24 protein-coding genes and 1 pseudogene are annotated in these 24,939 nt (G+C 60.2%); 17 read left to right on the top strand and 8 right to left on the bottom strand.

What is annotated here, in order from left to right; all coding sequences use genetic code 11:
- Nucleotides 1–2: 2 nt before the first annotated feature.
- Together uppG and uppI are read right to left on the bottom strand one after the other, a co-directional pair.
- Nucleotides 3–1,082, bottom strand: a complete 1,080-nt coding sequence (uppG, locus tag AC1ROR_RS00970) for a polysaccharide biosynthesis glycosyltransferase UppG (protein WP_035220031.1) — start codon at nucleotides 1,080–1,082, stop codon at nucleotides 3–5.
- 2 nt (nucleotides 1,083–1,084) lie between these two features.
- A complete protein-coding gene (gene uppI, locus AC1ROR_RS00965; RefSeq protein ID WP_137038101.1) occupies nucleotides 1,085–2,152 on the bottom strand; it encodes a polysaccharide biosynthesis UDP-hexose transferase UppI in 1,068 nt (355 codons plus the stop codon).
- A gap of 279 nt (nucleotides 2,153–2,431) precedes the next feature.
- Here uppI and uppH point away from each other — a divergent pair, with 279 nt between their 5' ends.
- Nucleotides 2,432–3,343 (top strand): polysaccharide biosynthesis endo-1,4-beta-xylanase UppH, encoded by a 912-nt coding sequence (uppH, locus tag AC1ROR_RS00960; protein WP_498588353.1) that lies wholly within the window; start codon nucleotides 2,432–2,434, stop codon nucleotides 3,341–3,343.
- 8 nt (nucleotides 3,344–3,351) lie between these two features.
- Nucleotides 3,352–4,296 carry a polysaccharide biosynthesis UDP-hexose transferase UppJ gene (uppJ, locus tag AC1ROR_RS00955; RefSeq protein WP_035220028.1) on the top strand — a complete coding sequence of 315 codons (945 nt, stop codon included), beginning with the start codon at nucleotides 3,352–3,354 and terminating at the stop codon, nucleotides 4,294–4,296.
- Between the two features lie 44 nt (nucleotides 4,297–4,340).
- On the opposite strand, the gene AC1ROR_RS00950 is transcribed toward uppJ, so the two are convergent.
- Nucleotides 4,341–4,589 carry a hypothetical protein gene (locus AC1ROR_RS00950; RefSeq protein ID WP_035220026.1) on the bottom strand — a complete coding sequence of 83 codons (249 nt, stop codon included), beginning with the start codon at nucleotides 4,587–4,589 and terminating at the stop codon, nucleotides 4,341–4,343.
- 175 nt (nucleotides 4,590–4,764) lie between these two features.
- A complete protein-coding gene (gene uppL, locus AC1ROR_RS00945) occupies nucleotides 4,765–5,565 on the bottom strand; it encodes a polysaccharide biosynthesis UDP-hexose transferase UppL (RefSeq protein WP_498589150.1) in 801 nt (266 codons plus the stop codon).
- 256 nt (nucleotides 5,566–5,821) lie between these two features.
- Here uppL and AC1ROR_RS00940 point away from each other — a divergent pair, with 256 nt between their 5' ends.
- Nucleotides 5,822–6,031, top strand: a complete 210-nt coding sequence (locus tag AC1ROR_RS00940; protein WP_003491679.1) for a hypothetical protein — start codon at nucleotides 5,822–5,824, stop codon at nucleotides 6,029–6,031.
- Between the two features lie 25 nt (nucleotides 6,032–6,056).
- Here the strand turns inward: AC1ROR_RS00940 and uppM are convergent, their stop codons facing one another.
- Complete coding sequence (gene uppM, locus AC1ROR_RS00935; RefSeq protein ID WP_498588352.1) at nucleotides 6,057–7,679, bottom strand: polysaccharide biosynthesis protein UppM; 1,623 nt, start codon at nucleotides 7,677–7,679, stop codon at nucleotides 6,057–6,059.
- 257 nt (nucleotides 7,680–7,936) lie between these two features.
- On the opposite strand from uppM, the gene uppO reads away from it, so the two are divergent.
- The 5 genes from uppO to AC1ROR_RS00910 all read left to right on the top strand — a co-directional run bounded on the left by uppO (nucleotide 7,937) and on the right by AC1ROR_RS00910 (nucleotide 10,938).
- On the top strand, nucleotides 7,937–9,352 hold the full coding sequence (gene uppO, locus AC1ROR_RS00930) for a polysaccharide biosynthesis phosphomannomutase UppO (protein WP_498588351.1): 1,416 nt from the start codon (nucleotides 7,937–7,939) through the stop codon (nucleotides 9,350–9,352).
- 38 nt (nucleotides 9,353–9,390) lie between these two features.
- Nucleotides 9,391–9,687, top strand: coding sequence for a nucleotidyltransferase family protein (locus AC1ROR_RS00925; protein ID WP_498588350.1), 297 nt, complete (start codon nucleotides 9,391–9,393; stop codon nucleotides 9,685–9,687).
- A complete protein-coding gene (locus AC1ROR_RS00920) occupies nucleotides 9,687–10,040 on the top strand; it encodes a HepT-like ribonuclease domain-containing protein (RefSeq protein WP_498588349.1) in 354 nt (117 codons plus the stop codon). Before AC1ROR_RS00925 ends, AC1ROR_RS00920 begins: the two co-directional genes overlap by 1 nt.
- 104 nt (nucleotides 10,041–10,144) lie before the next feature.
- Nucleotides 10,145–10,546, top strand: coding sequence for a group II truncated hemoglobin (locus AC1ROR_RS00915; protein WP_498588348.1), 402 nt, complete (start codon nucleotides 10,145–10,147; stop codon nucleotides 10,544–10,546).
- On the top strand, nucleotides 10,543–10,938 hold the full coding sequence (locus tag AC1ROR_RS00910) for a DUF423 domain-containing protein (protein WP_498588347.1): 396 nt from the start codon (nucleotides 10,543–10,545) through the stop codon (nucleotides 10,936–10,938). The genes AC1ROR_RS00915 and AC1ROR_RS00910 overlap by 4 nt, the downstream gene beginning before the upstream one ends.
- Before the next feature lie 3 nt (nucleotides 10,939–10,941).
- Here the strand turns inward: AC1ROR_RS00910 and AC1ROR_RS00905 are convergent, their stop codons facing one another.
- The 3 genes and pseudogenes from AC1ROR_RS00905 to AC1ROR_RS00895 form a co-directional block, all read right to left on the bottom strand.
- On the bottom strand, nucleotides 10,942–11,235 hold the full coding sequence (locus AC1ROR_RS00905; RefSeq protein WP_498588346.1) for a hypothetical protein: 294 nt from the start codon (nucleotides 11,233–11,235) through the stop codon (nucleotides 10,942–10,944).
- Nucleotides 11,216–11,539 (bottom strand): annotated as a pseudogene (locus AC1ROR_RS00900) (DUF2325 domain-containing protein); the annotation flags it as partial. The gene AC1ROR_RS00905 and the pseudogene AC1ROR_RS00900, both read right to left, overlap by 20 nt.
- A 253-nt stretch (nucleotides 11,540–11,792) precedes the next feature.
- Nucleotides 11,793–12,434 carry a TetR family transcriptional regulator C-terminal domain-containing protein gene (locus tag AC1ROR_RS00895; protein WP_035220013.1) on the bottom strand — a complete coding sequence of 214 codons (642 nt, stop codon included), beginning with the start codon at nucleotides 12,432–12,434 and terminating at the stop codon, nucleotides 11,793–11,795.
- Between the two features lie 260 nt (nucleotides 12,435–12,694).
- On the opposite strand from AC1ROR_RS00895, the gene AC1ROR_RS00890 reads away from it, so the two are divergent.
- The 9 genes from AC1ROR_RS00890 (at nucleotide 12,695) to AC1ROR_RS00850 (ending at nucleotide 24,487) form a co-directional block, all read left to right on the top strand.
- The gene (locus tag AC1ROR_RS00890) at nucleotides 12,695–13,942 is read left to right on the top strand and encodes a Zn-dependent hydrolase (protein ID WP_167377477.1); all 1,248 of its coding nucleotides are present in this window, start codon (nucleotides 12,695–12,697) and stop codon (nucleotides 13,940–13,942) included.
- Nucleotides 13,939–15,396, top strand: a complete 1,458-nt coding sequence (gene hydA / locus AC1ROR_RS00885; RefSeq protein WP_498588345.1) for a dihydropyrimidinase — start codon at nucleotides 13,939–13,941, stop codon at nucleotides 15,394–15,396. Before AC1ROR_RS00890 ends, hydA begins: the two co-directional genes overlap by 4 nt.
- Nucleotides 15,393–15,836: an NUDIX hydrolase gene (locus tag AC1ROR_RS00880; protein ID WP_498588344.1), complete on the top strand. Its 444-nt coding sequence runs from the start codon at nucleotides 15,393–15,395 to the stop codon at nucleotides 15,834–15,836. Before hydA ends, AC1ROR_RS00880 begins: the two co-directional genes overlap by 4 nt.
- Nucleotides 15,833–16,627, top strand: coding sequence for an ABC transporter ATP-binding protein (locus AC1ROR_RS00875; RefSeq protein WP_003520586.1), 795 nt, complete (start codon nucleotides 15,833–15,835; stop codon nucleotides 16,625–16,627). Before AC1ROR_RS00880 ends, AC1ROR_RS00875 begins: the two co-directional genes overlap by 4 nt.
- A gap of 210 nt (nucleotides 16,628–16,837) precedes the next feature.
- A complete protein-coding gene (locus AC1ROR_RS00870) occupies nucleotides 16,838–17,713 on the top strand; it encodes an ABC transporter permease (protein ID WP_080815977.1) in 876 nt (291 codons plus the stop codon).
- A complete protein-coding gene (locus tag AC1ROR_RS00865; protein ID WP_498588343.1) occupies nucleotides 17,710–18,582 on the top strand; it encodes an ABC transporter permease in 873 nt (290 codons plus the stop codon). The genes AC1ROR_RS00870 and AC1ROR_RS00865 overlap by 4 nt, the downstream gene beginning before the upstream one ends.
- Nucleotides 18,583–18,602: 20 nt before the next feature.
- Nucleotides 18,603–19,595: an ABC transporter substrate-binding protein gene (locus AC1ROR_RS00860; protein WP_035220004.1), complete on the top strand. Its 993-nt coding sequence runs from the start codon at nucleotides 18,603–18,605 to the stop codon at nucleotides 19,593–19,595.
- A 364-nt stretch (nucleotides 19,596–19,959) separates the two neighbouring features.
- A complete protein-coding gene (locus AC1ROR_RS00855) occupies nucleotides 19,960–21,153 on the top strand; it encodes an efflux RND transporter periplasmic adaptor subunit (RefSeq protein WP_080835739.1) in 1,194 nt (397 codons plus the stop codon).
- 13 nt (nucleotides 21,154–21,166) lie between these two features.
- Nucleotides 21,167–24,487, top strand: a complete 3,321-nt coding sequence (locus AC1ROR_RS00850) for an efflux RND transporter permease subunit (protein ID WP_035220000.1) — start codon at nucleotides 21,167–21,169, stop codon at nucleotides 24,485–24,487.
- The last annotated feature ends 452 nt before the right edge of the window (nucleotides 24,488–24,939 follow it).

Genomic DNA, 24,939 nt, shown 5'->3' with positions numbered 1-24,939 from the left:
GGTTAGGCCTTGGTAAAACGCTGCACATTCGCCGAGAACAGGTGGCGCAGCGCCTTCGCATAACGTTTGGAGCGCGTCTTGGCGGCAAGCGCGCTCGTCCAGTCCACCATCGATCCGTTGATGTCGAAATCGCCGAGCTGGCCTTCGGGAATATCGCCCTTTTCGATACGCTCGACAATGGAGCCCAGCGCCGCGTAAAATTCAGGCGAGCGATAAGGCGGGTGCAGCGAATACATGCCCTTTGTGGTGCCGAGAAAATCCAGCCGGTGAACGCCGACGCGCATCATATTGGTGCTCAGCACCTCTTCGGCGGGCATCGAGACCGGTTGCTGGTTATAGGCATAGGAACGGATACGCCGCTTGACATCCGGCCTCAGCAATTCGAGCGAACCGATACGCTTTGCGAAACGGTCCATGTCGATCATGAAAAGACGGGTGGAAACGGTGGCGAAGCGCCATGTGGGAATGCGTGACGGCAGCTTGCGCGGTTCGGGAATGTTTCGAACCCCCGGCATGCCGACATGGCGCGAAACATCGAGATCGCCGCGCACGGTCGGCGGCCCGGAAAAGGGCGTGATACAGAGCGCGTCCGGATTGGCTTTCTGAAGCGCAATGGCTTCGTCGAACCAGCTCTGGCTGCCGCCGCCAAACATCATGTCGCTGTCCATATGCATCACATAACGGGCATTGGCGCGTTTCAGCCCGTGGAAATAGACATGGAAAGGGCCGCCGTCGAAGGCCTTGGCGGGATAGGGGATCGGCGAGCGCGAAAAGAACGTCTCCGTCACGGCATGGCGCGCAGCATCGCTGTAGTCGACGACATCCACATGGAGATGCGGATAGTTGGTCTGCATTTCCTCCAGCATGTCGAACAGGCGTTTGCTCGCCGCCGCAAAGCCATTGCCCTTGTAACGCCCTGCCCCCACCTGGCCGGTATCGACCGTCAGGAGAATGCGGTCCACCTGCCCGCCCCAGACCCGCAGCTGATGCGGAAGGGTAAGGGCCGCATGCGGCGCATCGAAGGGATGAAGATTGATTTGCAGCGCCTTTTGTACGGGAGGAAGCGGCATTTCAGCACTCATAGTCATGCACCACGGTTCCGGAATTCATTGATGACGGCCATCATCGGCTTTTCGTTGAAGCTCCAGTCCAGCGGCAGCGGCCGGTTCACGGTGCCGTCCCGGCGCGGATAGGCCCAGCGGATCCAGGTATATTGGTCCGAAATGCCCCATGTGGTGATGGAGGAAAGCGGCCCGCCTTCTGAAGCCGCTTCGAGAAAATCACGGACCTGCTGGTTTATCAGCATGTCACGTTCGGCTTCCGGCGCGGGCAGCGTCTGGTCCATCACATCCAGTTCCGTCACCAGAACGGCAAGACCGTAACTGCGCATTTCCTTGGTAAAGGCGGCAAGCTCATCCTTGGCGATGGGCCAGCCGCCGCGCAGATGCCCCTGCAGGCCAACGGCGTTGATGGGCGCGCCCTTCTCGAGCAGTTCGAGAATTAGGTTACGGAAGGCTGCCCGCTTGGCCGGCGATTTTTCGACCGAAAACTCCACATCATATTCGTTGAGGACCAGCTGGGCTTTCGGATCGACGGCATGGGCGATCTCGAAGGCTTTTTTGATCGCGTCCGGACCCGCGCCGTAATACCAGGCGTCGCGCCGCGAACGGACATTGCCGGGCACGTCGGGGATCGGCTCATTGACCACATCCCAGCTATGGATCACATCCTTGTAGCGCTCCATCACCTTGACGATGTGCGTTTCCATCAGCTTTTCGACCTTCGCACCGCGGACGCCGGCAAGCCAGGGCGCGTTGGAGGCGTACCAGATGAGCGGATGGCCATGCATGGAAAGATTGTGCTGGCGCGCAAAATTGGCGAGCGCATCGGCGGCGGCAAAATCGAACACTTCTTCGGAAGGTCGCATGACCTCCCATTTCATTTCGGTAACGGGGGTGATGCGTGAGCAATATTTGACCACCGCCTCGCCGATGCGGCTATCGGCGGTGAGGTCAGGAAGATAAACGGCCGCACCATAGGGAGCTGTTTTAACCGGCGCTTTCTTCTGCGCGGCAAATCCCTGGCCAGCCATGCCATGCAACAGGCCGGCACATGCCGCACCACCGAGAAAATTCCGTCGCCCGATCCGCATTTACCCGCCTCCGCAACCCCGGCGCATCGGTCGAAAATCGGAATGGATTCTCGACAGGAACGATACGCAGATCAAAAGTTTCAGAGCGTCCTGATACATCCGGAAGGACGAAGGGCGCTCTAATTCTCAAAACATAACATCTCAATCATGCCAAAAGGATATTAAAGATTTGCAAGGTTAACTGACGCTATACCACGTCATAATTGGCGCGAGCCCGCTTAATCGGGTAGTAACTTCGCTGTGCGAATTCTTGGCCCACGCCCCATGGAGTTTAAAGTCTTGGTTTCCGTCTCGATTGTCATTCCCGTTCGCAACGGTGAGCGTTACATCGTGGAAGCGATCGAAAGCGTGTTGTTCCAGGGCGAAACCGTTTGCGAAGTGCTGGTCGTCGATGACGGCTCCACCGACGCAACGGCACAGAAGGTGCAAGGTTTCTCCGATCCCCGCGTTAAACTGCTGGCCCGGCCACAGGGACGGCAGGGCGTTTCCGCCGTGCGCAATTTCGGCCTTTCGCAGGCGCGCGGCGAGTGGACGATGTTTCTCGATGCCGACGACCGCCTGAAAGCGGGCGCCATCGCCGCCCTTGGCGCCGGCGTCTCCGGACCAGATGTCGTTGCAGTTTATGGCGATTACGAGCGTATAGACGAAAATGGCGCCAAGATCGGCCGTCGCAATCTCATCCGCCGGCGGGAAAAGCCTGATGGTTTCATCCTGCAGCCGCTTTTGGGCGGAAATTTCATCGTCAATGGCGGCATCATGCTGGTCCGAACGCGCATCTTTCAGGATTTCGGCGGTTTTGACGAGACGTTGCGTTACGCGGAAGACTGGTATGGCTGGTGCAGGCTGGCCGCCGCCGGCCGCTTCGTCTATCTGCCGGGCCAGCATGTTCTCGATTACCGGGTGCACAGGACGAGCGTGATGATGAACCGGCTTTTGACGTTCCGGGACTGTGAACCGGCGATCGAGGCGGTTTTTTCGGACCCCGCCATCGTCGCCGCCATCACGCCGCAGGAACTGAGGCGGCTCCGTCACAGGTCCGAAAATCACATGAATGCCTATACGGTGGCGCAGGCCTTTCGCGCCCGCCGTTATCGTGAGGCCGTTTCGGCGCTTGCCGACACATTCCTCAATCGCCCGCGCCAAAGCCTCAGGGCCGTCGTTTTTTCCGCCGCAGCGCTTGCCGGTATTTAGGAGTTTCCATGTCCGAAATCATGCCGGAAGCGGTGGTGTGCATTCCCAGTTTCCGCAGGCCCGAAGGCTTGCGGAAGACATTGGCGTCGCTTTTGGCCCAGAAGGTCGATTTTCCCTTCGCCATCGTCGTGGTCGACAATGATGGCGCAGGCCAGGCAGGTCTTGCCGTTGCGCGCTCCTTCTTTGCCGAAAATGAAGTGACAGGTCAGGCTCTGGTGGAACCGACACAGGGCAATTGTTACGCCATCAACACCGCATTCCGCACCGCCCGGCAGAGTTATCCTTCCGCTGAGTGGTTCCTGATGATCGACGACGACGAGGCGGCCTCCCCGGTCTGGCTCGCCGAGATGGTCTCGGCTGCAAGATCTTTCGGCGCTGATATCGTTGGCGGTCCGGTCAACCGCGAATTCGACGCACCCGCATCGAAGGCGGTTCTGTCGCATCCGCTATTCGGCTCCATCGAATCCCCAACCGGTCCCGTCGATCAGATTCACGGATCGGGCAATTGCCTGATCTCCAGACGAGTTTTCGAAACGCTGGCAAAACCGGAATTCGACGTGCAATTCAATTTCCTCGGCGGCGGCGACATGGATTTCTTCACCCGCTGCCGCAAGGCCGGTTTCAAATTCGCCTGGAATGCCCAAGCCCTCATCATCGAATATGTGCCGGAAAACCGCATGGCGCCGCGCTGGATCATGGAGCGCTCGCTCAGGACGGGCATCATCAACTACAGCATTGACCGCGCCCGACGCCCCGGCCTGAAGGGCGGGCTGCTGCTAACCGCCAAAAACGCCGTCAGCCTGTGTCTTTCAGTGGTCCGCGCCGTTTCCGCATTCTTTAAAACCGGGTCGCTGCTGCCCGCCACCCATCCGCCGCTCATGTCCATCGGCCGTGTGCTGGCGAGCCTCGGCATTACGCTGACCCCCTACAAGGCACCGGCGAAAAAGGCCTGAAACGGACGAGTTCCGTCTGCAGCGCAAATCTCGGCTCGCAAGTCTCAGCTCAGGGTTTTTTCCCTGTGCAGCGAGACAGGATTCAAATGCCGTTTCTGGAAGCCGAATGACGAAAACACAGCCGCGAGAATGAGAAGCGGCACAAGAACCGGCCAGAAGAAGCAAAGGATGATACCGGTCACCCGATAAAGGTCCCAATCCCTGTCACGGCGGGCGCCTTCGATATAGGTCATGGCAAGAGAGGTAACGGTACCAATTCCATATATGAAAAGAGAAACGGACGTAATAACCATCGCTGTCCTCAAATATCTCTGATTCGAATAAATTTCTAATATCCGCCTAATGTAGCGCCGTTGCGCGCAGTTGCAACGAATTTCGGCACGGGGACGCATTCATTCAATAAGTTAGAATGGCCTTAAGTAAGGTGCGGGAGACGGGAGCAGCGCCAGACCTTGCCGCAGCGAGACCCTACCGGCTCTGACCGGAAGCGCTATAGCGATGTTTCAGCAGCGAATAAATGGCGATCGGATTGGTCAGCAGATAACGCTTGCCGAGACGTTTCGGCTCGAGCATGGCCCTGTAGAGCCATTCCAGCCCCATATCCTGCATCCATTGCGGCGCCCTGCTGTTCTTGCCAGCGAGAAAGTCGAACAGGCCACCGCAGGTCTTTATCACCGCGATGCCGGAAAGCCCGTCGAGATTGCGCGAAACGAAACGTTGCTCCAGCGGTATGCCGAAGCCAACCCAGAGAATATCCGTCTGTGATGCGGCGATATCAGCGAGGATCGCCTCCTCTTCATCCCGCCTGAAATAGCCGTTGCGCCGACCCGAGAAGACCAGACGCGGATAAAGCCTCTGCATTTCCTCAACGGCGGCGCGGTTCACATCTTCGGAACCGCCGAGGAAATAAAACCGCGTGCCCGTCTCTTCCGCCCGGCGGGCCACCGCATGAACGAGATCCGTGGTCGCGACACGTTCCCGCAGCGCCGTGGTGCAGAATTTGCGGGAAAAGATCACCAGCGACATGCCATCGGCGTGAATCTGGTCCGCCTGCCGCAGCATGGCGTCGAATTCCTTGTCCTGATGGCAGAGCGCAATCACCTGGCCATTCGCCGAGGTCGAATAAAACGGCCTGGAGCCGGCCGCGCGCTCGCCTTCCGCGCGCAGGATGAAATCCTGTGCCGTCTCGTCGATCGTCGCGTCAGTGATGGGCAAAGCCGCAAGCGGAATGACCGGCCAGATTGTGCCAGGTCCTTCCGAATCCGGGATGTCTCTCCCTGTCATATTCTGTCCGGTGTCCAAGATAGGCATCGTTTCATTGTTATATTCACGCAGATGCTAGGCCATAAGGCTTCAAACACTACGAAGAACTATCATTAATATTTTTATAAATCCTGAGCTTGAGGCAAGCAATTTATACGCCTGAAGGTTGAGTGACCCTTGCCATTCCCTCTCCGTCCTATTCCGGTTTTGCTACCGATGGGTTAAGGGACGACGAAACCAAACCAAAGGAAAGGTCCCGGCCATGGAAACCATATCGATCGACAACCGCGGCGATTTCGGCCTTTGGGCGATAGAGCGGGCGAAAGAAATCGTCGCAAACGAAGCGTCCGATCTTGCCGTCTCCGTCCGTGACGGCGACGAGGCTGGCATCCGTGATGCGGGCAATGCCCTGGGCGCTGCCATCGCCGCTGCCCTGCTCGAGGTTTATGACGGCCTGATTTCCGAGGAATAATCGGACCCGAGCGCTCCCATTCGAGCTAGCGCGCCGCGATGTCCGCATGATCCTTGCGGCGCAGATAACCCAGAAGCCCGAGCGCTATGGCAATGCCAAGACCGAGGAACAGACCGCCCACGCCGCCGGCGATCAGGAAGATCAGCTTGCCCGGCGGCCAGCTTCTGGAATTGGGCGCCACCGGCTGCGAAATCACCCGCACATTGGTGGCATCGATCGTCTGCTGCTCGGCGATCTGCCGCGAGCGGTTGAGATAGGTCTCGTAGATCGCCGCGGCCGAATTGGCGTCGCGTTCCAGATCGCGCAGCCGCACCTGCGCCTCGTTGTCGGTAAAGACATTGGCGCGCTCCGCCACGGCTTTCAGCCTGAGGGCGTCGAGCGAGGAACGGGCCTCGGCGACATTGGTCTTCGCCGCCTGCAAAATGCGCCGCGCCTCGTCCGCCATGCCGCGCTCCAGCATGTCGCGTTCCGCCCCCGCCGTCGCCAGACGGGGATGTCGCGCGCCATAGGTCAGCGTCATCGCGCCGATCTGCTGCTGCAGGGTGCTGTATTGCGCGCGGATGGTGTTCATGGTCTGGCTGTCGAAGATGGCGTCGCTCTGCGTGCGGTTCTGCGCAATCGCCGCCTCCATCTGCTTGAGGCGTGATTCCTCCTGAATGACACGCTGCTGCGCCGCCAGCACCTGCGCATTCAACTCACCGGACGCAAGATTGCTGACCAGCTGGCCGTTATTTTCCTGCAGGCCGTTTTCGCGGCGGAAATCCGCGACGCGCTTTTCGGCCACCGTCACGTTCTCACGCATTTCCTCCAGCCTGGTCCTCAGATCATCGACGATGCGCTGGCTGCTGTCGGATGTCGTCTGGAACAGCTCGCTTTCGAAAGCCTTGACGATGGCTTTCGAGACCATCACGGATTTTTCCGCGTCATTGGTCCAGACCGAAAGCGTCACCACGAAGGAACGTGGATCGCGTTCCGCCGCCACCCGGTCTCCGAGCGAACGAAGCGCGCCGACCCTGTTGTCGCCATCCTCCGGTTTCGATGAAAAAATCGCCTTCAACCGCGCAAGCGGCGGCGGCTTGATGAATTCCGCATCCTGGTCAAGCTTCAGCTCATCCACCACCCGCGCCAGCACATTGCGCGAGGTAATGGTGCGCAGCTTGCTCTCCACCTCGAGAATCTGGGTGTCGCGTTGCTGGTTCGGCGAGAATACCCCGTCGCTGACGACGTTGAGGTTGGAGGGGTTGACGACGATATCCGTATAGGCCGTGTAGCGCGGCGGCGTCATATAGGCATAGGAAAGTGACGCGGCGACACAGAGAATGATCGCAAGCACGATCCACACAATGCCGTTTCGCAGCCAGATGAGCACATCGTCCAGGCCGATCCTGTCGATATATTTCAGGCCTGGCAGCGCATTCGCCAGACTGGCGCTCGGCGAGGTCGCCTTGACGGATTGCGCGGCCGGAGCTGGTTCGGCAATGGCGGCCGCCGGCTTCGGCTCAAGATGCTCTTTCAGCACCGTGCGTTCGAAAACCTCGTCCTCGTCCGCCAGATCGTCCAGCAGGGAACCATGGGGTCTGGCGGCGGGCGCCGCTTTTTCATCCAGCGGACGTGCCTGCTTATGTCCCGCCTTTTGAAGCCTGTACATCAGCCAATCCAACTCGAACGAACCACAAAAAGGCCGGCAACGGATTGTTTTCACCGTCGCCAAGGCCGCTATCAACGGGCAAGTTTAAATATGACGGGTGAATTTTAGGTTACCCGCCTCATGCCCGTCATCATTGCCTATTCGCGACCACCATGAAAGAGACGATTGACTTGAATGGATCGATACGGTTCTTTCAGGCGTTATATTTTTACATTATCCATTTGAACCTCAAAGATTTTATCGAAACGGAGTTTGGCATGAGCCTGAAATTTGGAACGAGCGGCCTTCGCGGCCTCTCTGTCGATCTGAAAGGAAAAGCCTCTGCCGTCTATGCCACGGCATTTGCAAGACACCTTCTCGCATCGGGCCAGGCAAAGGCGGGAGACCCCATTCTTGTGGCCCGCGATTTTCGCGATTCGAGCCCGGATGTGTCCGCAACCTGCATTGCCGCGCTGAAAAAGGCCGGCCTGACACCGCTTGATTGCGGCACGGTGCCGACCCCGGCGCTGGCGCTTTACGGACTTTCCCTCAAGGCCGGAGCCCTGATGATCACCGGCTCGCATATTCCGGCCGACCGCAACGGCATCAAGTTCTATCGTCCCGACGGCGAAATCGACAAACGGGATGAAACGGCGATTGCCGCACTCGCAGCAAAGGTCGAGGCTGAAGGCATCAGCGACGAGGCGGAAACGGCAGAGGATCACTCCGCAATCGCCGCCGAACTTTTCTACGAGCGCAATATCGCGCTGCTGCCGGAAAAGGCGTTGTCGGGCCTGAAGATCGGCGTTTATCAGCACAGCACGGTGGCGCGCGATCTCTTCGTCGACGTTCTCGCCCATTATGGCGCTGATGTCGTGCCGCTCGGCCGCTCCGAGACCTTCATTCCCGTCGATACCGAGGCGGTCTCACCGGAAACGCTGGCGCTTCTCAAAGAATGGGCGCCGCAACACGGTCTGGACGCCATCGTTTCCGCCGATGGCGACGGCGACCGTCCCCTGCTCGCCGATGAAAACGGCGTGCCGCTGCGCGGCGACCTGATCGGGCTCATCACAGCCAATTTTCTCGATGCGGGCGTGGTCGTCACCCCCGTCACCTCCAATTCCGGCATTGAAGCGAGCGGTTCGTTCGAAGTTGTCCGCACCAAGGTCGGCTCGCCTTTCGTGATCGCCGGCATGGGTGAAGCGCTTGCCGAGGGAAAGAACGGCGTCATGGGCTTCGAGGCCAATGGCGGCCTGTTGACTGCCTCCGCCTTCACACTTAACGGCAGGGCACTTTCGCCGCTGCCGACGCGTGACAGCTTCCTGCCTGTCCTCGCCGTGTTGCTTCTGTCCGCCGAACAGAAAAAACCCCTGTCGCAAATCGCAGCCGCCTACAGGCTGCCGGTTGCCGCCGCCGACCGTCTGGAGAACTTCGCGCAGGAAAAGAGCGCCGCCCTGATGGCGCATCTGCGCGCCTCACGCAGCAATCTCGAAACCTTCCTCGCCCCGGTCGGCGCGGTGAAAACGCTCAGCGACATAGACGGCCTGCGTGTGGCGCTGACCGACGGCAGCACCATCCATTTCCGCCCCTCCGGCAACGCTCCCGAAATGCGCTGTTATGTCGAGGCCGCCAATCAGGATGAAGCCGAAACGCTTCTGAACAAGGGGCTCGATCTCATCCGTAATTTTGGGTGAGAGTGGATGCCGCATACGCGATGGTGTAAGCTGCGGGCATGAAGAGAACGGACGCAATAAGGAAACTCAAGCAATACGCCCATGCAGTGAAAAGCATGGGCGCGACGTCTCTCTATCTTTTTGGATCGACGGCCCGCGATGAGGCCCTTGCCTCCAGCGATCTGGACCTCTTCATCGACTATGATCCGGGACGCAGTTTCTCGTTGATCGATCTCGTCGGTATCAAGCAGTTTCTGGAAGAAGAATTGGCCGTGGAAGTCGACGTGACGACGCGCAACAGCCTTCACCCGCTGCTCCGGAATGACATCGAACAATCCGCAGTACGGATATTTTGATGACCAGACGTAGGGTCGGGCCGGTTCTCGCCGAAATTCTGGAGGCCATAAACGGCATTGAGACCCACACCGCAGGCCTGTCACTCGCTGATTTCCAGCAAAATTGGCTCCTCAAACTCGCCGTGCAACGCGCCCTCGAAATCGTTTCCGAAGCGTCCCGTCACCTACCCGATGACTTGCTGGAGCTTACGCCGGACGTACCGTGGAAACAGATTCGTGGGATCGGCAATATTCTGCGTCATGAGTACCACAAGATCGCGGATGACGTCGTTTGGGCCGTGGTCACCGAACATGTGGCGCCGCTCAAAATCGCTGTTGAGGCTCTTCAACGATCCGTCGAAAATGAAAACTGAGAACTTATCAGCGCGGTGTCGCAAATGTCGCACCCCGCCCGTGCCCTGTTGCTCTTCGGGCTCCATGGAGCGATAAGGACCGGAGGGCCAACAAGAGGCGGATTATGAGCGGCGAGACCATTACCCTTTATGAAGCGATCGGTGGCGATGCGACCGTCAGGGCGCTGACCCGGCGTTTCTATGAATTGATGGACACCCTGCCCGAAGCGGCACATTGCCGCGCGATCCATCCCGCCGATCTTTCTGGCAGCGAGGCGAAGTTTTACGATTATCTGACGGGATATCTTGGCGGACCGCCCGTCTATGTCGAGAAACACGGCCACCCGATGCTCCGCCGCCGCCACTTCGTCGCCCCCATCGGCCCCGCCGAGCGGGATGAATGGCTGCTCTGCTTCCGCCGCGCCATGGACGAGACCATCGAAAATCCGAAGCTTCGCGAGATCATCTGGACGCCGGTCGAGCGGCTGGCCTTTCACATGCAGAACCAGGAGGCGGACAACCAATGACCATGCAGAGCGCGACCATCGCAAGCCTGCCCCGCGAAAGATTGCGGGCCTTTATTCTGTTGCTGGGCGGCCTCACGGGCGCGGCCGGCGTGATGCTCGCAGCCGCCGCCACCCATACCGGCGAAACCTATATGCTCGGCAATGCCTCGGCCATGGCGCTGGCGCATGCGCCGGTGCTTGTGGCGCTTCATATCGGCGCGGATCGCATCAGAACCGCCATTCCCGCGGGCCTGATCCTCGGCCTCGGCACTGCGGTTTTTGTCGGCGATCTCGTCACCCGGCATTTTTCCGGCCACAGCCTGTTTCCCTACGCCGCACCCACAGGTGGCCTCGGCATGATTGCCGGATGGCTGGTGCTGTGCGCCGGAGCATTTCTAAAGCCGAAGGGCTAAGTTTTAGCCCTTACGCCGCGTCCAGCGAAACGACAGGATATTGCGGCCCTCTTCGGCCGCCGCGCCGATTTCGAAGGATGGTGTTTCACCGGGCTGACGGGTGCGCAGATAGGGAAAGGTCACGACATTGCCGCCGCTTCCGGTAAGGCGGTTGCGCCTTTCGCGTTCACCGATGATTTCATAGATGTCCGGCAACGCCGGATCGGCGGCCTGTTCGGCCATCTTGTGCAGTTCCACGCGGCAGGCTTCCGCCGCCGCTGGCACTCCATCCTTAAAATTATTGCGCTCGTCGCTCATCGTTCGAGGTCCGTTCATTCATCGTCTGCAGCGCCCGCTCCAGACTGGATTTGCTGCCGTTGCGCAGCGGAATGAACGTCTTGCCGAATTTCTTGCAACCGGACTTCACCCGCAGACACGCATCGTGGCTGATACAGTCGATCGGGCAGAAAACGCAGTCGACGGAGGGAAGCACGGTATCGATGCGGGAGACGGCTTCACGCAGGCCGCCATCGTGATGAATGAGCTCCGCGCCGAAATTGCTGGCGATCTGGCGAAGATGCGCAACCTGACAGTCACGGCCGCCGACATAAAGAAAGCTTTTCGGGCCGGAAAGCTGCTGTTCGGCCACGTCACGCTCGGTCTGGGGAGCGCCCTTGCCCTGCTTGCCGCCGCGTTCGGCCTTCTTCTTTTCCTTGCGTGCCATTCCCTCACCTGCCGGTTGATTTTTCAATGCCCCGACGTTGGGGATGCCGGCACCATAATAAAGATGAGTTTTGGAGTAAAGTATAAAGGTGATAATTTTCCTCATGTTTTGACAGAAAGAAACGATCACATATTCGCGAGAACCGCCCCGCTTAACCGGTTATCCGCAATCCGCCCATGAAAAGCTGCTCCAGATGCCGGGCCGCATCCTCAAAACGGCCCTCGCCGCCATTCTTCTCACCCAGCACCGCCCGCACCTGCACATCGAAATCCGCATAATGCTGCGTGGTCGACCAGATCGAGAAAATCAGGTGATAGGGATCGCATTTGGCCATCCGCCCCGCCTTCACCCAGGCGCGGATGACCTCGGCCTTTTCATCCACCAGTTGTTTCAGCGGCCCTTTCAGCTCGTCCTCGATATGCGGCGCGCCCTGCAGGATTTCATTGGCGAACAGGCGGCTTTCGCGCGGGAAATCGCGCGACATTTCCAGCTTGCGACGAATATAGGAGCGGATCTCGCTTTCGGGATTGCCCTTGGCATCAAAAGCGCGCAGCGGGTCAAGCCATGTGTCCAGCACCCGCTCGATCAGCGCGCGATGCATCGCCTCCTTGGTACGGAAATAATAAAGCACATTCGGCTTCGACATGCCGGCCGCCTCGGCAATCTGGTCGATGGTGGAGCCGCGAAAGCCGTTGATGGAGAATACACTGAGCGCAGCCTCGAGAATCGCCTCCTGCTTTTCTTCCTGAATGCGGGTCCGCTTCTGTGTTTTTGCTGCTCGCGGTATGGCCATTCTCAGCTCTCTGTTTCTTTTCGATGCAATTGCCGTTACAGTATGCTTAAAAAATAATCTCCGCGTACAGTTTAGGCAAAATTTGTGCGATTCGTCACGAAAATCCCTTGCTGACGCCATGGCGAATTTGCAATGTTTACCAGCCGGTCAATTTATCCCCCATCGCCATCACAAGGCAATGGCTGTTATCTTAACCGGCAAAAAAGGGAACGGCACAAGCTTTGCTTCGATAAAAACAAAACAGGTGAGGACGACACTTCATGGCGGCGGGTAAGAACTTGACGGTCAATGGCGACCGTCTGTGGGACAGTCTGATGGATATGGCGAAGATCGGCCCCGGCATTGCCGGCGGCAATAATCGCCGCACGCTGACGGATGAGGATGCGGAAGGCCGCAGCCTGTTCCAGCGCTGGTGTGAAGCGGCCGGGCTGACGATGGGCGTCGACCGCATGGGCACCATGTTCGCCACCCGCCCAGGCGAGGACCCGGACGCGCTTCCCGTTTATATCGGCAGCCACCTCGACACCCAGCCGACCGGCGGCAAGTTCGATGGCGTGCTCGGTGTGCTGGCCGGGCTGGAGGTGGTGCGCAGCCTGAACGACCTCAATATCAAGACCAAACATCCGATCACCGTCACCAACTGGTCAAACGAGGAAGGCGCGCGCTTTGCCCCGGCCATGCTGGCCTCCGGCGTCTTCGCCGGCATTCACGATCTCGATTATGCCTATAGCCGCACTGATACCGACGGCAAGACCTATGGCGAAGAGCTGAAGCGCATCGGCTGGCTGGGCGAGGAAGAGGTGGGCGCGCGCAAAATGCACGCCTATTTCGAATATCACATCGAACAGGGGCCGATCCTGGAAGCGGAAGGCAAACAGATCGGCGTCGTCACCCATTGCCAGGGCCTGTGGTGGCTAGAAGTGACACTGACCGGCAAGGAAGCCCATACCGGCTCCACCCCGATGGCCATGCGCGTCAATGCCGGCCTTGCCGCCGCCCGCATTCTCGAAAAGGTGCAGGAGGTGGCCATGGCCCACCAGCCGGGCGCCGTCGCCGGCGTCGGCCAGATGATCTTCACACCCAATTCCCGCAATGTACTGCCCGGCAAGGTGGTCTTCACCATCGACCTCAGAACCCCCTCACAGGCGAAACTCGACAGCATGCGCGCCATCTTCGAACGCGAAGTGCCGCAGATCGCCGAAGAACTCGGCGTCGGCTGCTCGATCGAAGCCATCGGCCATTTCGATCCCGTCACCTTCGACCCCGTTCTGGTCGGCCGCGTGCGCTCTGCCGCCGAAAAACTCGGCTACAGTCACATGGACATCATCTCCGGCGCCGGCCACGATGCCTGCTGGACGGCAAGGGTCGCTCCCTCCACCATGATCTTCTGCCCCTGCGTGGACGGGCTTTCCCACAACGAAGCCGAGGAAATTTCGCCGGAATGGGCCGCCGCCGGCTGCGATGTGCTGCTGCATGCGGTGCTCGAGACTGCGGAGATCGTGGAATGACCGCCACCATCATCAAGAACGGCACCGTCGTCACCGCCGACCTCACCTTTAAGGCCGATGTGAAGATCGAAGGCGGCAGGATCACCGAGATCGGGCCCGATCTAACCGGCGGTACGGTACTCGATGCCACCGCATGTTATGTCATGCCCGGCGGCATCGATCCGCATGTGCATCTGGAAATGCCCTTCATGGGCACCTATTCCGCCGATGACTTCGAGAGCGGCACGCGCGCAGCGCTTGCCGGCGGCACCACCATGGTGGTGGATTTCTGCCTGCCGGAGCCCGGCCAGTCGCTTCTTGATGCCCTGCAGCGATGGGACAACAAGGCGACGCGCGCCAATTGCGATTATTCCTTCCACATGGCCGTCACCTGGTGGGGCGAGCAGGTCTTCAACGAGATGAAGACGGTGGTTCGGGAAAAGGGCATCAACTCCTTCAAGCACTTCATGGCCTATAAGGGCGCGCTGATGGTGAATGACGACGAGATGTTCGCCTCCTTCTCGCGCTGCGCCGAACTGGGCGCCATCCCCTTCGTGCATGCGGAAAACGGCGATATCGTCGCGCAGATGCAGGAAAAACTGATGGCGGAAGGCAATGTCGGGCCGGAGGCGCATGCCTATTCCCGCCCGCCCTCGGTGGAAGGCGAGGCCACCAACCGCGCCATCATCATCGCCGATATGGCGGGCGCCCCGCTTTACGTCGTCCACACCTCCTGCGAACAGGCGCATGAAGCGATCCGCCGCGCCCGGCAAAATGGCATGCGGGTCTATGGCGAACCGCTGATCCAGCACCTGATCCTCGATGAAAGCGAATATGCCAATGCCGACTGGGATCACGCCGCCCGCCGGGTGATGTCCCCGCCCTTCCGCAACCGGCAGCATCAGGACAGCCTCTGGGCGGGCCTCGCCTCCGGCTCGCTGCAATGCGTGGCGACCGACCATTGCGCCTTCACCACCGAGCAGAAACGTTTCGGCCTTGGCGATTTCCGCAGGATACCGAACGGCACCGGCGGGCTGGAAGATCGCATGCCGCTGCTCTGGACCCATGGCGTGACGACCGGTCGGCTGACGATGAACGAATTCGTCGCCGTCACCTCCACCAACATCGCCAAGATCCTCAACATCTATCCCAGAAAGGGCGCGATCCTCGTCGGCAGCGATGCCGATATCGTCGTCTGGGATCCGGCGCTGGAAAAGACCATCAGCGCGGCGAGCCAGCAATCGGCCATCGATTACAACGTGTTCGAAGGGCAGAAGGTCAAAGGCCTGCCGCGCTACACCCTGTCGCGCGGTCTCGTCAGCATCGAGGAGGCCACCATCGAAACGCAGCCGGGTCACGGCCAGTTCATCGCCCGCGATCCTTATCCAGCCGTCAGCCGGGCGCTTTCCACCTGGAAGGAACTCGTCGCGCCGCGCAAGGTGGAGCGCAGCGGCATCCCGGCATCGGGTGTATGACCGTGAGCGCCGGGCCGAAACGCGAAATCGTCATCGCCGCAGCCGTTCTCCTCAATGAGCGGCGGCAGATGCTTGTCGTGCGCAAGCGCGGCACCACGCAATTCATGCAGCCGGGCGGCAAGATCGATCCGGGCGAAACGCCGGAACAGGCGCTTCACCGCGAACTTGCCGAGGAAATCGGCCTGACGCTGCCCGAAAATGCCGTCCGTTATGAAGGCGTCTTTCGCGAGGAGGCCGCCAATGAGACGGGGGCCGACGTCGTCGCCCATACATTCATCGCCAGACTTCAGACAGAGGTCGCCCCGCGGGCGGAAATAGAGGAAGTGCGCTGGCTCGATCTCGACCGCCACACCGGCATAACGATCGCAAGGCTTACGGAAACCCAAATGCTGCCGCTGGCGCGCGCGGCCCTGACGGAAAGCGAAACCAAGCCCAGATGAACCAGGCCTCCCCCTATTCCGTCGTTTCCGCCAGAAATCTCGGCCTCACCTTCGAAACGGGTGATGGCCCGGTGCACGCACTCTCCAATGTCGACCTGGAGGTCGGCAAGGGCGATTTCGTCTCCTTCATCGGCCCTTCCGGCTGCGGCAAGACCACCTTTCTGCGGGTCATCGCCGATCTGGAAAAACACACGTCCGGCGACATCACCGTCAACGGCACGACGCCGGAAAACGCCCGCCGGGACCGCTCTTACGGTTACGTTTTCCAGGCCGCCGCCCTTTATCCCTGGCGCAGCATCGAAAAGAACATCGCCCTGCCGCTCGAAATCATGGGCTATACCAAGGCCGAGCAGCGCGAGCGCATCGAGCGCACGCTCGATCTCGTCAACCTCAACGGGTTCGGCAAGAAATATCCATGGCAGCTTTCCGGCGGCATGCAGCAGCGCGCCTCCATCGCCCGCGCGCTCGCCTTCGATGCCGACCTGCTGTTGATGGACGAGCCCTTCGGCGCGCTGGATGAGATCGTGCGCGATCACCTCAACGAACAGCTGCTGAAACTCTGGGATACGACCGGCAAGACCATCTGCTTCGTCACCCATTCCATTCCCGAAGCGGTCTACCTTTCGACCAAGATCGTCGTCATGTCGCCCCGGCCGGGCCGGGTTACGGATGTGATCACATCCACCCTTCCACGGGAAAGGCCGCTCGAGATTCGCGAGACACCGGAATTTCTGGCGATTGCGCATCGGGTGCGTGAGGGGCTGAAGGCGGGGCATAGCTATGAGGGGTGAGGTCATCGCCAGCTTTACCCCCCTCTGCCCTGCCGGGCATCTCCCCCTCAAGGGGGGAGATCGGCAGGAGGCCCTACCACCGCTCCATTCGCAAACGCTGAGATGGCCAAGACCCAACCACGAGTCGATCTCCCCCCTTGAGGGGGAGATGTCCGGCAGGACAGAGGGGGGTAAACCGCACCCTCGCAGTGAGCGACGGAGCAAAAACCCATGACCCTCCTCCGCCACCGCATCCTCCCCATCCTCACCGTCCTCCTCGCCATCCTCATCCTCTGGCACCTCGCCGTCATCTACCTCAACATGCCCTTCGCCCGCGACCAGGCCACCCGCGCCGGTCAAACACCGGGCTTCTTCGAACTCCTGCCGCAAACCTTCGCCCAGGAGCGCCCGGTTCTCCCCGCCCCGCACCAGATTGCCGCAGAACTGTGGGACACCACGGTCAACAAGGCCATCACCTCCAAGCGCAGCCTCATTTACCACGCCGGCGTCACGCTCTCGGCCACGCTGCTCGGTTTCGCCATCGGTGCAGCGCTCGGCATCCTGCTTGCCGTCGCCATCGTGCATAACCGCGCCATGGACCGCTCCGTCATGCCGTGGATCATCGCCAGCCAGACGATCCCGATCCTCGCCGTCGCACCGATGATCATCGTCGTCCTGAACTCCATCGGCATTTCCGGGCTGCTGCCGAAGGCGCTGATCTCCACCTATCTTTCCTTCTTCCCCATCGTCGTCGGCATGGTGAAGGGCCTCAGAAGCCCGGAAACCATACAGCTGGACCTGATGCACACCTATAATGCCTCGCCCGGCCAGATCTTCTGGAAGCTGCGCTGGCCCTCGGCGCTGCCCTATCTCTTCACCTCGCTGAAGATCGCCGTCGCCATCGCATTGGTCGGCGCCATCGTCGGTGAATTGCCGACAGGGGCCGTTGCCGGGCTCGGCGCGCGCCTGCTTTCCGGCTCCTATTACGGCCAGACGGTGCAGATATGGGCGGCGCTGTTCATGGCCGCCGGTGTGGCTGCGCTGCTGGTGTCCATCATAGGCATCGCCCATGCCGCCGTCCTCAAGAGAATGGGAGCGCGGCCATGACCCATCCCGGCTGGTTTTTCGGCGCGATCCTGTTCTGGCTTGCCGCCTGGGCCTTCAACGAATGGCTGGTGCGCCGCCGTTTCTCCACACCAGCGGCAAAACGCATCGGCCGCATCGCCGTGCCGCTCCTCTTTGGGCTGGCCATCCTCGCGCTTTGGGAAGGCGTGGTGCGCGGTTTTTCCGTGCCGCCCATCCTGCTGCCGGCTCCGAGCGCCATCCTCGCACGGCTCGCCGGCTCCCTGCCGATCCTCTGGGCCGATTTCCGCCAGACCTTCATCAAATCGGTACTGACGGGTTATGTGCTCGGCTGCGGCCTCGGCTTTGCCGTCGCCATTCTCATCGACCGCTCGCCTTTCCTCCAGCGCGGGCTGCTGCCCATCGGCAATTTCGTCTCGGCTCTGCCGGTCGTCGGCGTAGCACCCATCATGGTCATGTGGTTCGGCTTCGACTGGCAGTCGAAAGTCGCCGTCGTCGTCATCATGACCTTCTTCCCCATGCTGGTGAACACGGTTCAAGGGCTTGCCGCTTCCAGCCACATGGAACGCGACCTGATGCGCACCTATGCCGCCGGCTGGTGGCAGACATTGGTGAAGCTGCGCCTGCCAGCCGCCTGGCCCTTCATCTTCAACGCGCTGAAGATCAATTCCACGCTGGCGCTGATCGGCGCCATCGTCGCGGAATTTTTCGGCACGCCCATCGTCGGCATGGGTTTCCGCATCTCGGCGGAAATGGGCCGCAGCAATGTCGATATGGTCTGGGCCGAAATCGCGCTCGCCGCGCTCGCCGGCTCCGGCTTTTATGGTCTCGTGGCGCTCGCGGAGCGGGCCGTCACCTTCTGGCATCCGTCCGTCCGTGGGGGACGAACGTAATAACGAAAAAGGGAACAGCGATGAAAATGAAACTTGCATCCATGCTTCTTGCCGGCGCGTCACTCCTGACCGCATTCGGAGCGCAGGCCGCCGACAAGATTACCCTTCAACTCAAATGGGTCACCCAGGCGCAGTTCGCCGGATATTACGTCGCTAAGGACAAGGGTTTCTACGAAGCCGAAGGCCTCGATGTCGACATCAAGCCCGGCGGCCCGGACATTGCGCCGGCACAGGTTCTGGCCGGCGGCGGTGCGGACGTCATCGTCGACTGGATGCCATCCGCACTCGCCACCCGCGAAAAAGGCGTGCCGCTGGTCAATATCGCCCAGCCGTTCAAATCGTCAGGCATGATGCTGACCTGCCTGAAAGAAACCGGCATCACCAAGCCGGAAGATTTCAAGGGCAAGACGCTGGGCGTCTGGTTCTTCGGCAATGAATATCCGTTCCTGTCCTGGATGGCGCATCTGAAAATCCCGACCACCGGCGGGGCGGACGGCGTGACCGTTCTCAAACAGGGCTTCAATGTCGATCCGCTGCTGCAGAAACAGGCCGCCTGCATTTCCACCATGACCTATAATGAATATTGGCAGGTCATCGATGCCGGCATCAAGCCGGAGGAACTCGTCACCTTCAAATACGAGGCGGAAGGCGTGGCGACGCTGGAAGACGGGCTTTACGTTCTGGAAGACAAGCTGAAGGACGCCAAGTTCAAGGAAGACATGGTCAAATTCGTCCGCGCTTCGATGAAGGGCTGGAAATGGGCGGAAGAAAACCCTGACGATGCGGCCGGCATCGTGCTTGAAAACGACGCCTCCGGCGCACAAACCGAAAAACACCAGAAGCGCATGATGGGCGAAGTGGCAAAACTGACCGCCGGCTCGAAGGGCGCACTCGACAAGGCGGACTATGACCGTACCGTCAAGACGCTGCTTGGCGGCGGTTCCGATCCGGTCATCACCAAGGAACCCTCCGGCGCCTTCACCACCGAAATCACCGATGCGGCGCTGAAATAGTAAAATCGAACCCGAACGCATGGAACGCGCGGCACCGTCCGCGCGTTTCTTTTTTCGCTGGTGACGTATTTGACGAATTACAATATCCCGACCTATACAAAAATGTATATCAAGCATCGCGGCTATGCGGATTGATTTGTACGACAACAACAATTAGAGTCCCGCCCACAAGACTGCCAAATTTGATCTTGTAAGAAAAGCACGACGGCAAAGTGCTGAAGATTCGCGTTGAGGGGCGTTCGAATCGGGAGGATCGAAAAGGAAGTATTGTGATCCCTTGTTTCACATTCGTTTCAGCATGACCTTCTAATATACGCCGAGAGGCTGCAGGACATGCGATCGAATATTGCGCGAGCCAAGACACATGCAGCATAAAGTCACGTTTAACCGCTTTGTATTCCTTCTTCTTTCCGCAACGGCCCTGCCCTTTTCGGCAGCAGCCGAAGGGGAGACGCAGGCACCGGTCAAACAGCAGAACCTCCCCTCGATCATCGTCGCACATGCCGCAAAACGCGATCTTGTGGACCGCATCATCGCGACCGGCACGATCCGCCCCGTGGACGAGATTTACGTCCAGCCGCTGGTTGACGGCCTGTCGATCGACACGTTGAACGCCGATATCGGCGACCGGGTGGAGGCGAATGCCGTTCTGGCCGTGCTGTCTTCCGATAGTCTTGTCCTGCAAAAGAGCCAGCTCGAAGCCAACAAGGCCAAAGCCGAAGCCTCCGTCACCCAGTCCAAGGCGCAGGTGCTGGAAGCGCAGGCCAATCTGGCCGACGCCCTTCGCCAGCGCGACCGCGCCGCAAAGCTCGGCCAGAGCGGTTCGGGCTCCGTCTCCGAGACGGAAAAAACCGAAGCCGCCGCTCAAGTTGCGCAGGCCCGCCTCGATGCGGCCAAACAGGCCGTTTCCGCCGGTGAAGCCGACATCAAGGTCGTTGACGCGCAGATCGACGACATCGATCTGAAGCTGACGCGGACGGGTGTTAAAACCCCCGTCACCGGCATCGTATCGGCCAAGAACGCCAAGGTTGGCGCCATTGCCAGCGGCGCGGGCAACCCGCTTTTCACCGTCATCAAGGATGGCGCGATCGAACTCGTCGCCGATCTTTCCGAGACGGATATCCTCAAGGTCAAGACCGGTCAGAAAGCCTATTTGACGGTTGCCGGCGGAGCTGAGAAAATAGAGGGCAAGGTGCGCCTCGTTTCACCCACCGTCGATCCGACGACGCGCCTCGGCTCCGTACATGTGGTGCTGCCGGAAAACAGCCCGGCGCGATCAGGCATGTATGCCAGCGCCGAAATAGTCGTCGAGCAGACGAACGCGCTCGCATTGCCGCTATCGGCCGTCACCTCCGGACGCGAAGGCTCGACCACCCGCAAGGTGGAAGGCGACGTCGTCAAGCAGGTGAAGATCGAGACCGGCATAGAGGACGGCGGTTTTATCGAGATTGTCAGCGGGCTTGCCGCTGGTGACAAGGTTGTCGAGAAAGCTGGAGCATTCGTGCGTGATGGCGACCGGATAAGACCGGTTGAAGCCCAGACGGCTGCGTCCAACTGACTGAGGGAATGAGATGAACTTTTCCGCATGGTCAATCCGTAACCCGATTGCGCCGCTGCTTGGCTTCGCGCTTTTGATGGTCCTTGGCATGCAGGCTTTCAACGCCCTGCCAATCACCCGTTTTCCCAATATCGACGTCCCCGTCGTCGCCGTCACCGTGACCCAGAGCGGCGCTTCGCCCTCCGAGCTCGAGATGCAGGTGACGAAGGAGATCGAGGACGCCGTCGCCGCCATCAGTGGCGTCGACGAAATCCAGTCGACCGTCACCGACGGACAATCGCTTACCACCGTCGTCTTCCGCATCGAGAAGCCGACGGAAGAGGCCGTTCAGGACACCAAGGACGCCATCGACAAGATCCGTAGCGATCTGCCCGCCGATATCGAGGTGCCTGTTGTCAGCAAGATCGACGTCGAAGGACAGGCAATCCAGACATTTGCCGTCTCCTCGCCGAACATGACGCTGGAAGAGCTTTCCTGGTTCGTGGATGACACGATCAAGCGCTCGCTCCAGGGCCAGTCCGGCATCGGCAAGGTCGACCGTTATGGCGGCGCGGACCGCGAGGTGCGCGTTTCGCTCAGCCCCGAAAAGCTCGACGCTTACGGCATCACCGCCACCGAGGTGAACAGCCAGCTGCGCGGCACCAACATCGATCTCGGTTCCGGCCGCGGCCAGGTTGGCGGCAACGAGCAGACGATCCGCACGCTCGGCGATACGCGTGACGTCACCCAGCTCGCCAACACCACCATCGCGCTCTCCAACGGCCGCTTCGTGAAGCTCTCCGAGCTTGGCACGGTCAAGGACACCTATGAGGAGCAGAAGTCCTTCTCGCGCTTCAACGGCAACCCCGCCGTCACCTTTGCGGTGTTCCGCTCCAAGGGTGCAAGCGAGGTTTCGGTGGCCGAAACCGTGGCGGAAAGCCTGGATCAGGTCCGCAAGGATCATCCCGACGTGTCGATAGAAATGGTCGACGACGCCGTCTATTTCACCTATGGCAACTATAAGGCGGCGCTCGATACGCTGATCGAAGGCGCGATCCTCGCCGTCATCGTGGTCCTGCTCTTCCTCAGGAACTGGCGCGCGACCCTGATTGCCGCCGTGGCCCTGCCGCTCTCCGCGATCCCGACCTTCTGGATCATGGATCTGATGGGCTTCTCGCTCAACCTCGTCAGTTTCCTGGCGCTGACGCTCGCCACGGGTATTCTCGTGGATGACGCCATCGTGGAAATCGAGAACATCGCCCGCCATATCAAGATGGGCAAGACGCCCTATCGGGCGGCACTCGAAGCGGCGGATGAAATCGGCCTCGCCGTCATCGCCACCAGCTTCACCATCATCGCCGTCTTCGTGCCTGTCTCCTTCATGCCCGGCATTCCCGGCCAGTACTTCATCCAGTTCGGCCTGACGGTCGCCTTCTCGGTGTTCTTCTCGCTGGCGGTGGCCCGCCTCATCACACCCCTGATGGCGGCCTATCTGATGCGTGCCGAAGACGCGATGGACGACCATGCCGACAATGACGGCTGGCTGATGAAATCCTATACGCGCATGGTTTCCGCCACCACCCGCAAGTGGTGGGCGCGTTACCTGACGCTCATCGGCGCCATCGGCTTTCTGGTCGCATCCGTCTATCTTCTGAGCCAGGTACCGGGCAGCTTCCTGCCGCCGGACGATGCTTCCCGCGTGACGCTTTCGGTGGAACTGCCGCCCAATGCGACGCTGGACGAAACCGACCGCACGACGACCGAAATTTTCCATGCCATCCGCGATATTGACGGTGTGGAAAGCGTCTTCATCCTCGGCGGCGCTTCGCCCAAGGGCGATCTGGAGCTTCGTCGCGCCACGGTCAACGTCATCCTTCAGCATATCGATCACTCGCTGCTGAAAACCTTGGTCAACAAGGGTCTCGGCTCCCTTCCGCTCATCGGCCAATATCTGCCAAAGGTGGAAGAAAAGGGCCGCCTCCGTCCACAATGGGATGTGGAACGGGATATTTTCGCCAAGGTCCGCACCATCCCCGATGTGCGCATCATCAAGCTGAATGACCGCGCGGAACGTGAATTGAGCTTCAACTTCCTCTCGTCGAACGAAAAGGACCTGAACGACGCCGTCGGCGTGCTCGAGAGCCGCCTGCGCGCTTCGCCAATCCTTGCCAATGTCAGCTCGGAAGGCGCCCTGCCCCGTCCGGAACTGCAGATCCGCCCGCGCAAGGATGAAATCGCCCGCCTCGGCATCACGCCACAGCAGATTTCTCAGACCGTGCGTGTCGCCACCATCGGCGATATCGACGCACAGCTGACGAAGATTTCGCTGGATGACCGGCAGATCCCGATCCGCGTACAGGCATCGCTCGATACCCGCCGCGACCTCGCCACCATCCGCGCGCTGAAGATCAAGACCGCCTCCGGGTCGCTGGTGCCGCTCTATAGCGTTGCCGATATCGACTATTCGGAAGGCCCAAGCTCAATCAAGCGCAACGACCGCAACCGCGTCGTCTCCATCGGCTCCGACGTGCCCTTCGGCACGGCGCTCGATACATCGACGGCCGAGTTCAAGCGCATCGTAGCGGAAACCGATCTGCCGGCAAGCGTTCGCCTTGCCGAAAGCGGCGACGCCAAGGTGCAGGGCGAAATGCAGCAGGGCTTCGTCAACGCCATGCTGCTTGGCCTGATGCTGGTGCTGGTGGTGCTCATCCTGCTGTTCAAGGATGTCATCCAGCCTTTCACCATCCTGTTCTCGCTGCCGCTTGCCATCGGCGGCGTGGCAGTCGCGCTCATCATCACACAGAACGCGCTGTCCATGCCCGTTCTCATCGGCATCCTGATGCTGATGGGCATCGTGACGAAGAACGCCATCCTGCTCGTGGACTTCGCCATCGAAATGCGCCGCCACGGCATGGAACGGGTGCATGCCATGGTCGAGGCCGGCCGCAAGCGCGCCCGCCCGATCATCATGACCTCCATCGCCATGTCGGCGGGCATGTTGCCCTCCGCGCTCGGCGTCGGCGAAGGCGGCTCGTTCCGCGCGCCGATGGCGATTGCGGTGATCGGCGGCATCATCGTCTCGACGGTGCTGTCGCTCATCGTGGTGCCCGCCTTCTTCCTGATCATGGACGACTTTTCGCGCCTGCTCGCCCACCTCTTCGGCCGCTTCGTCGGTAAGAAGGAAGAGGAGGAAGAGGCCCTCTCCAACGAGAAACTCTCGGAGATCGCCCGCGAAAACAGCCTGGCGCTCTCCTCGCTCGAGGCGCGGGTCGCCAGCATGGAAAAGGGCACCGGCGACAAGACCGCAGACAAGGGCAGCAACATCTTACGGCTGCCGCCGCTCGCTGCGGAGTGAAGCTTGCAGAATAACGATTGAGACGCCGGGCCCTGTGCCCGGCGTTTTCTTTTACGGGTGTTTAAAGGCTAAAACGTCGCCGCTTCTTTCTTCTCCCCGCCGGGGAGAAGGTGGCCCGAAGGGTCGGATGAGGGGGTTAGCTCTCCGCATATCTCTACCCTCGCCCCCTCATCCCGCTGCCGCGGACTTCTCCCCCTAGGGGAGAAGAAATATGTGGCGCTCACCCGCTCCATGTTTTCCCCTGTGCTTCGAAGCACGAATAGCCCAGTCATTTCCCCCCTTAACGACTGCAAACCCATTTGATCGAAATCAATTCGCTTTTCAGGTGAACTGCTAATCTCCCTCGCATCGGGAGTTGCCGGTCGAAGGATAATGCGATGAGCTCTTTTCAGATAGGCGTGAGGGAAAAGGAACATCCCCGGTTTCGTATCGCTTCGGACAGCCCGGCAAAA

It is taken from the genome of Agrobacterium sp. GW821-FHT14E08 (assembly GCF_058803865.1).
This window is presented reverse-complemented; position numbering and strand designations above follow the sequence as displayed.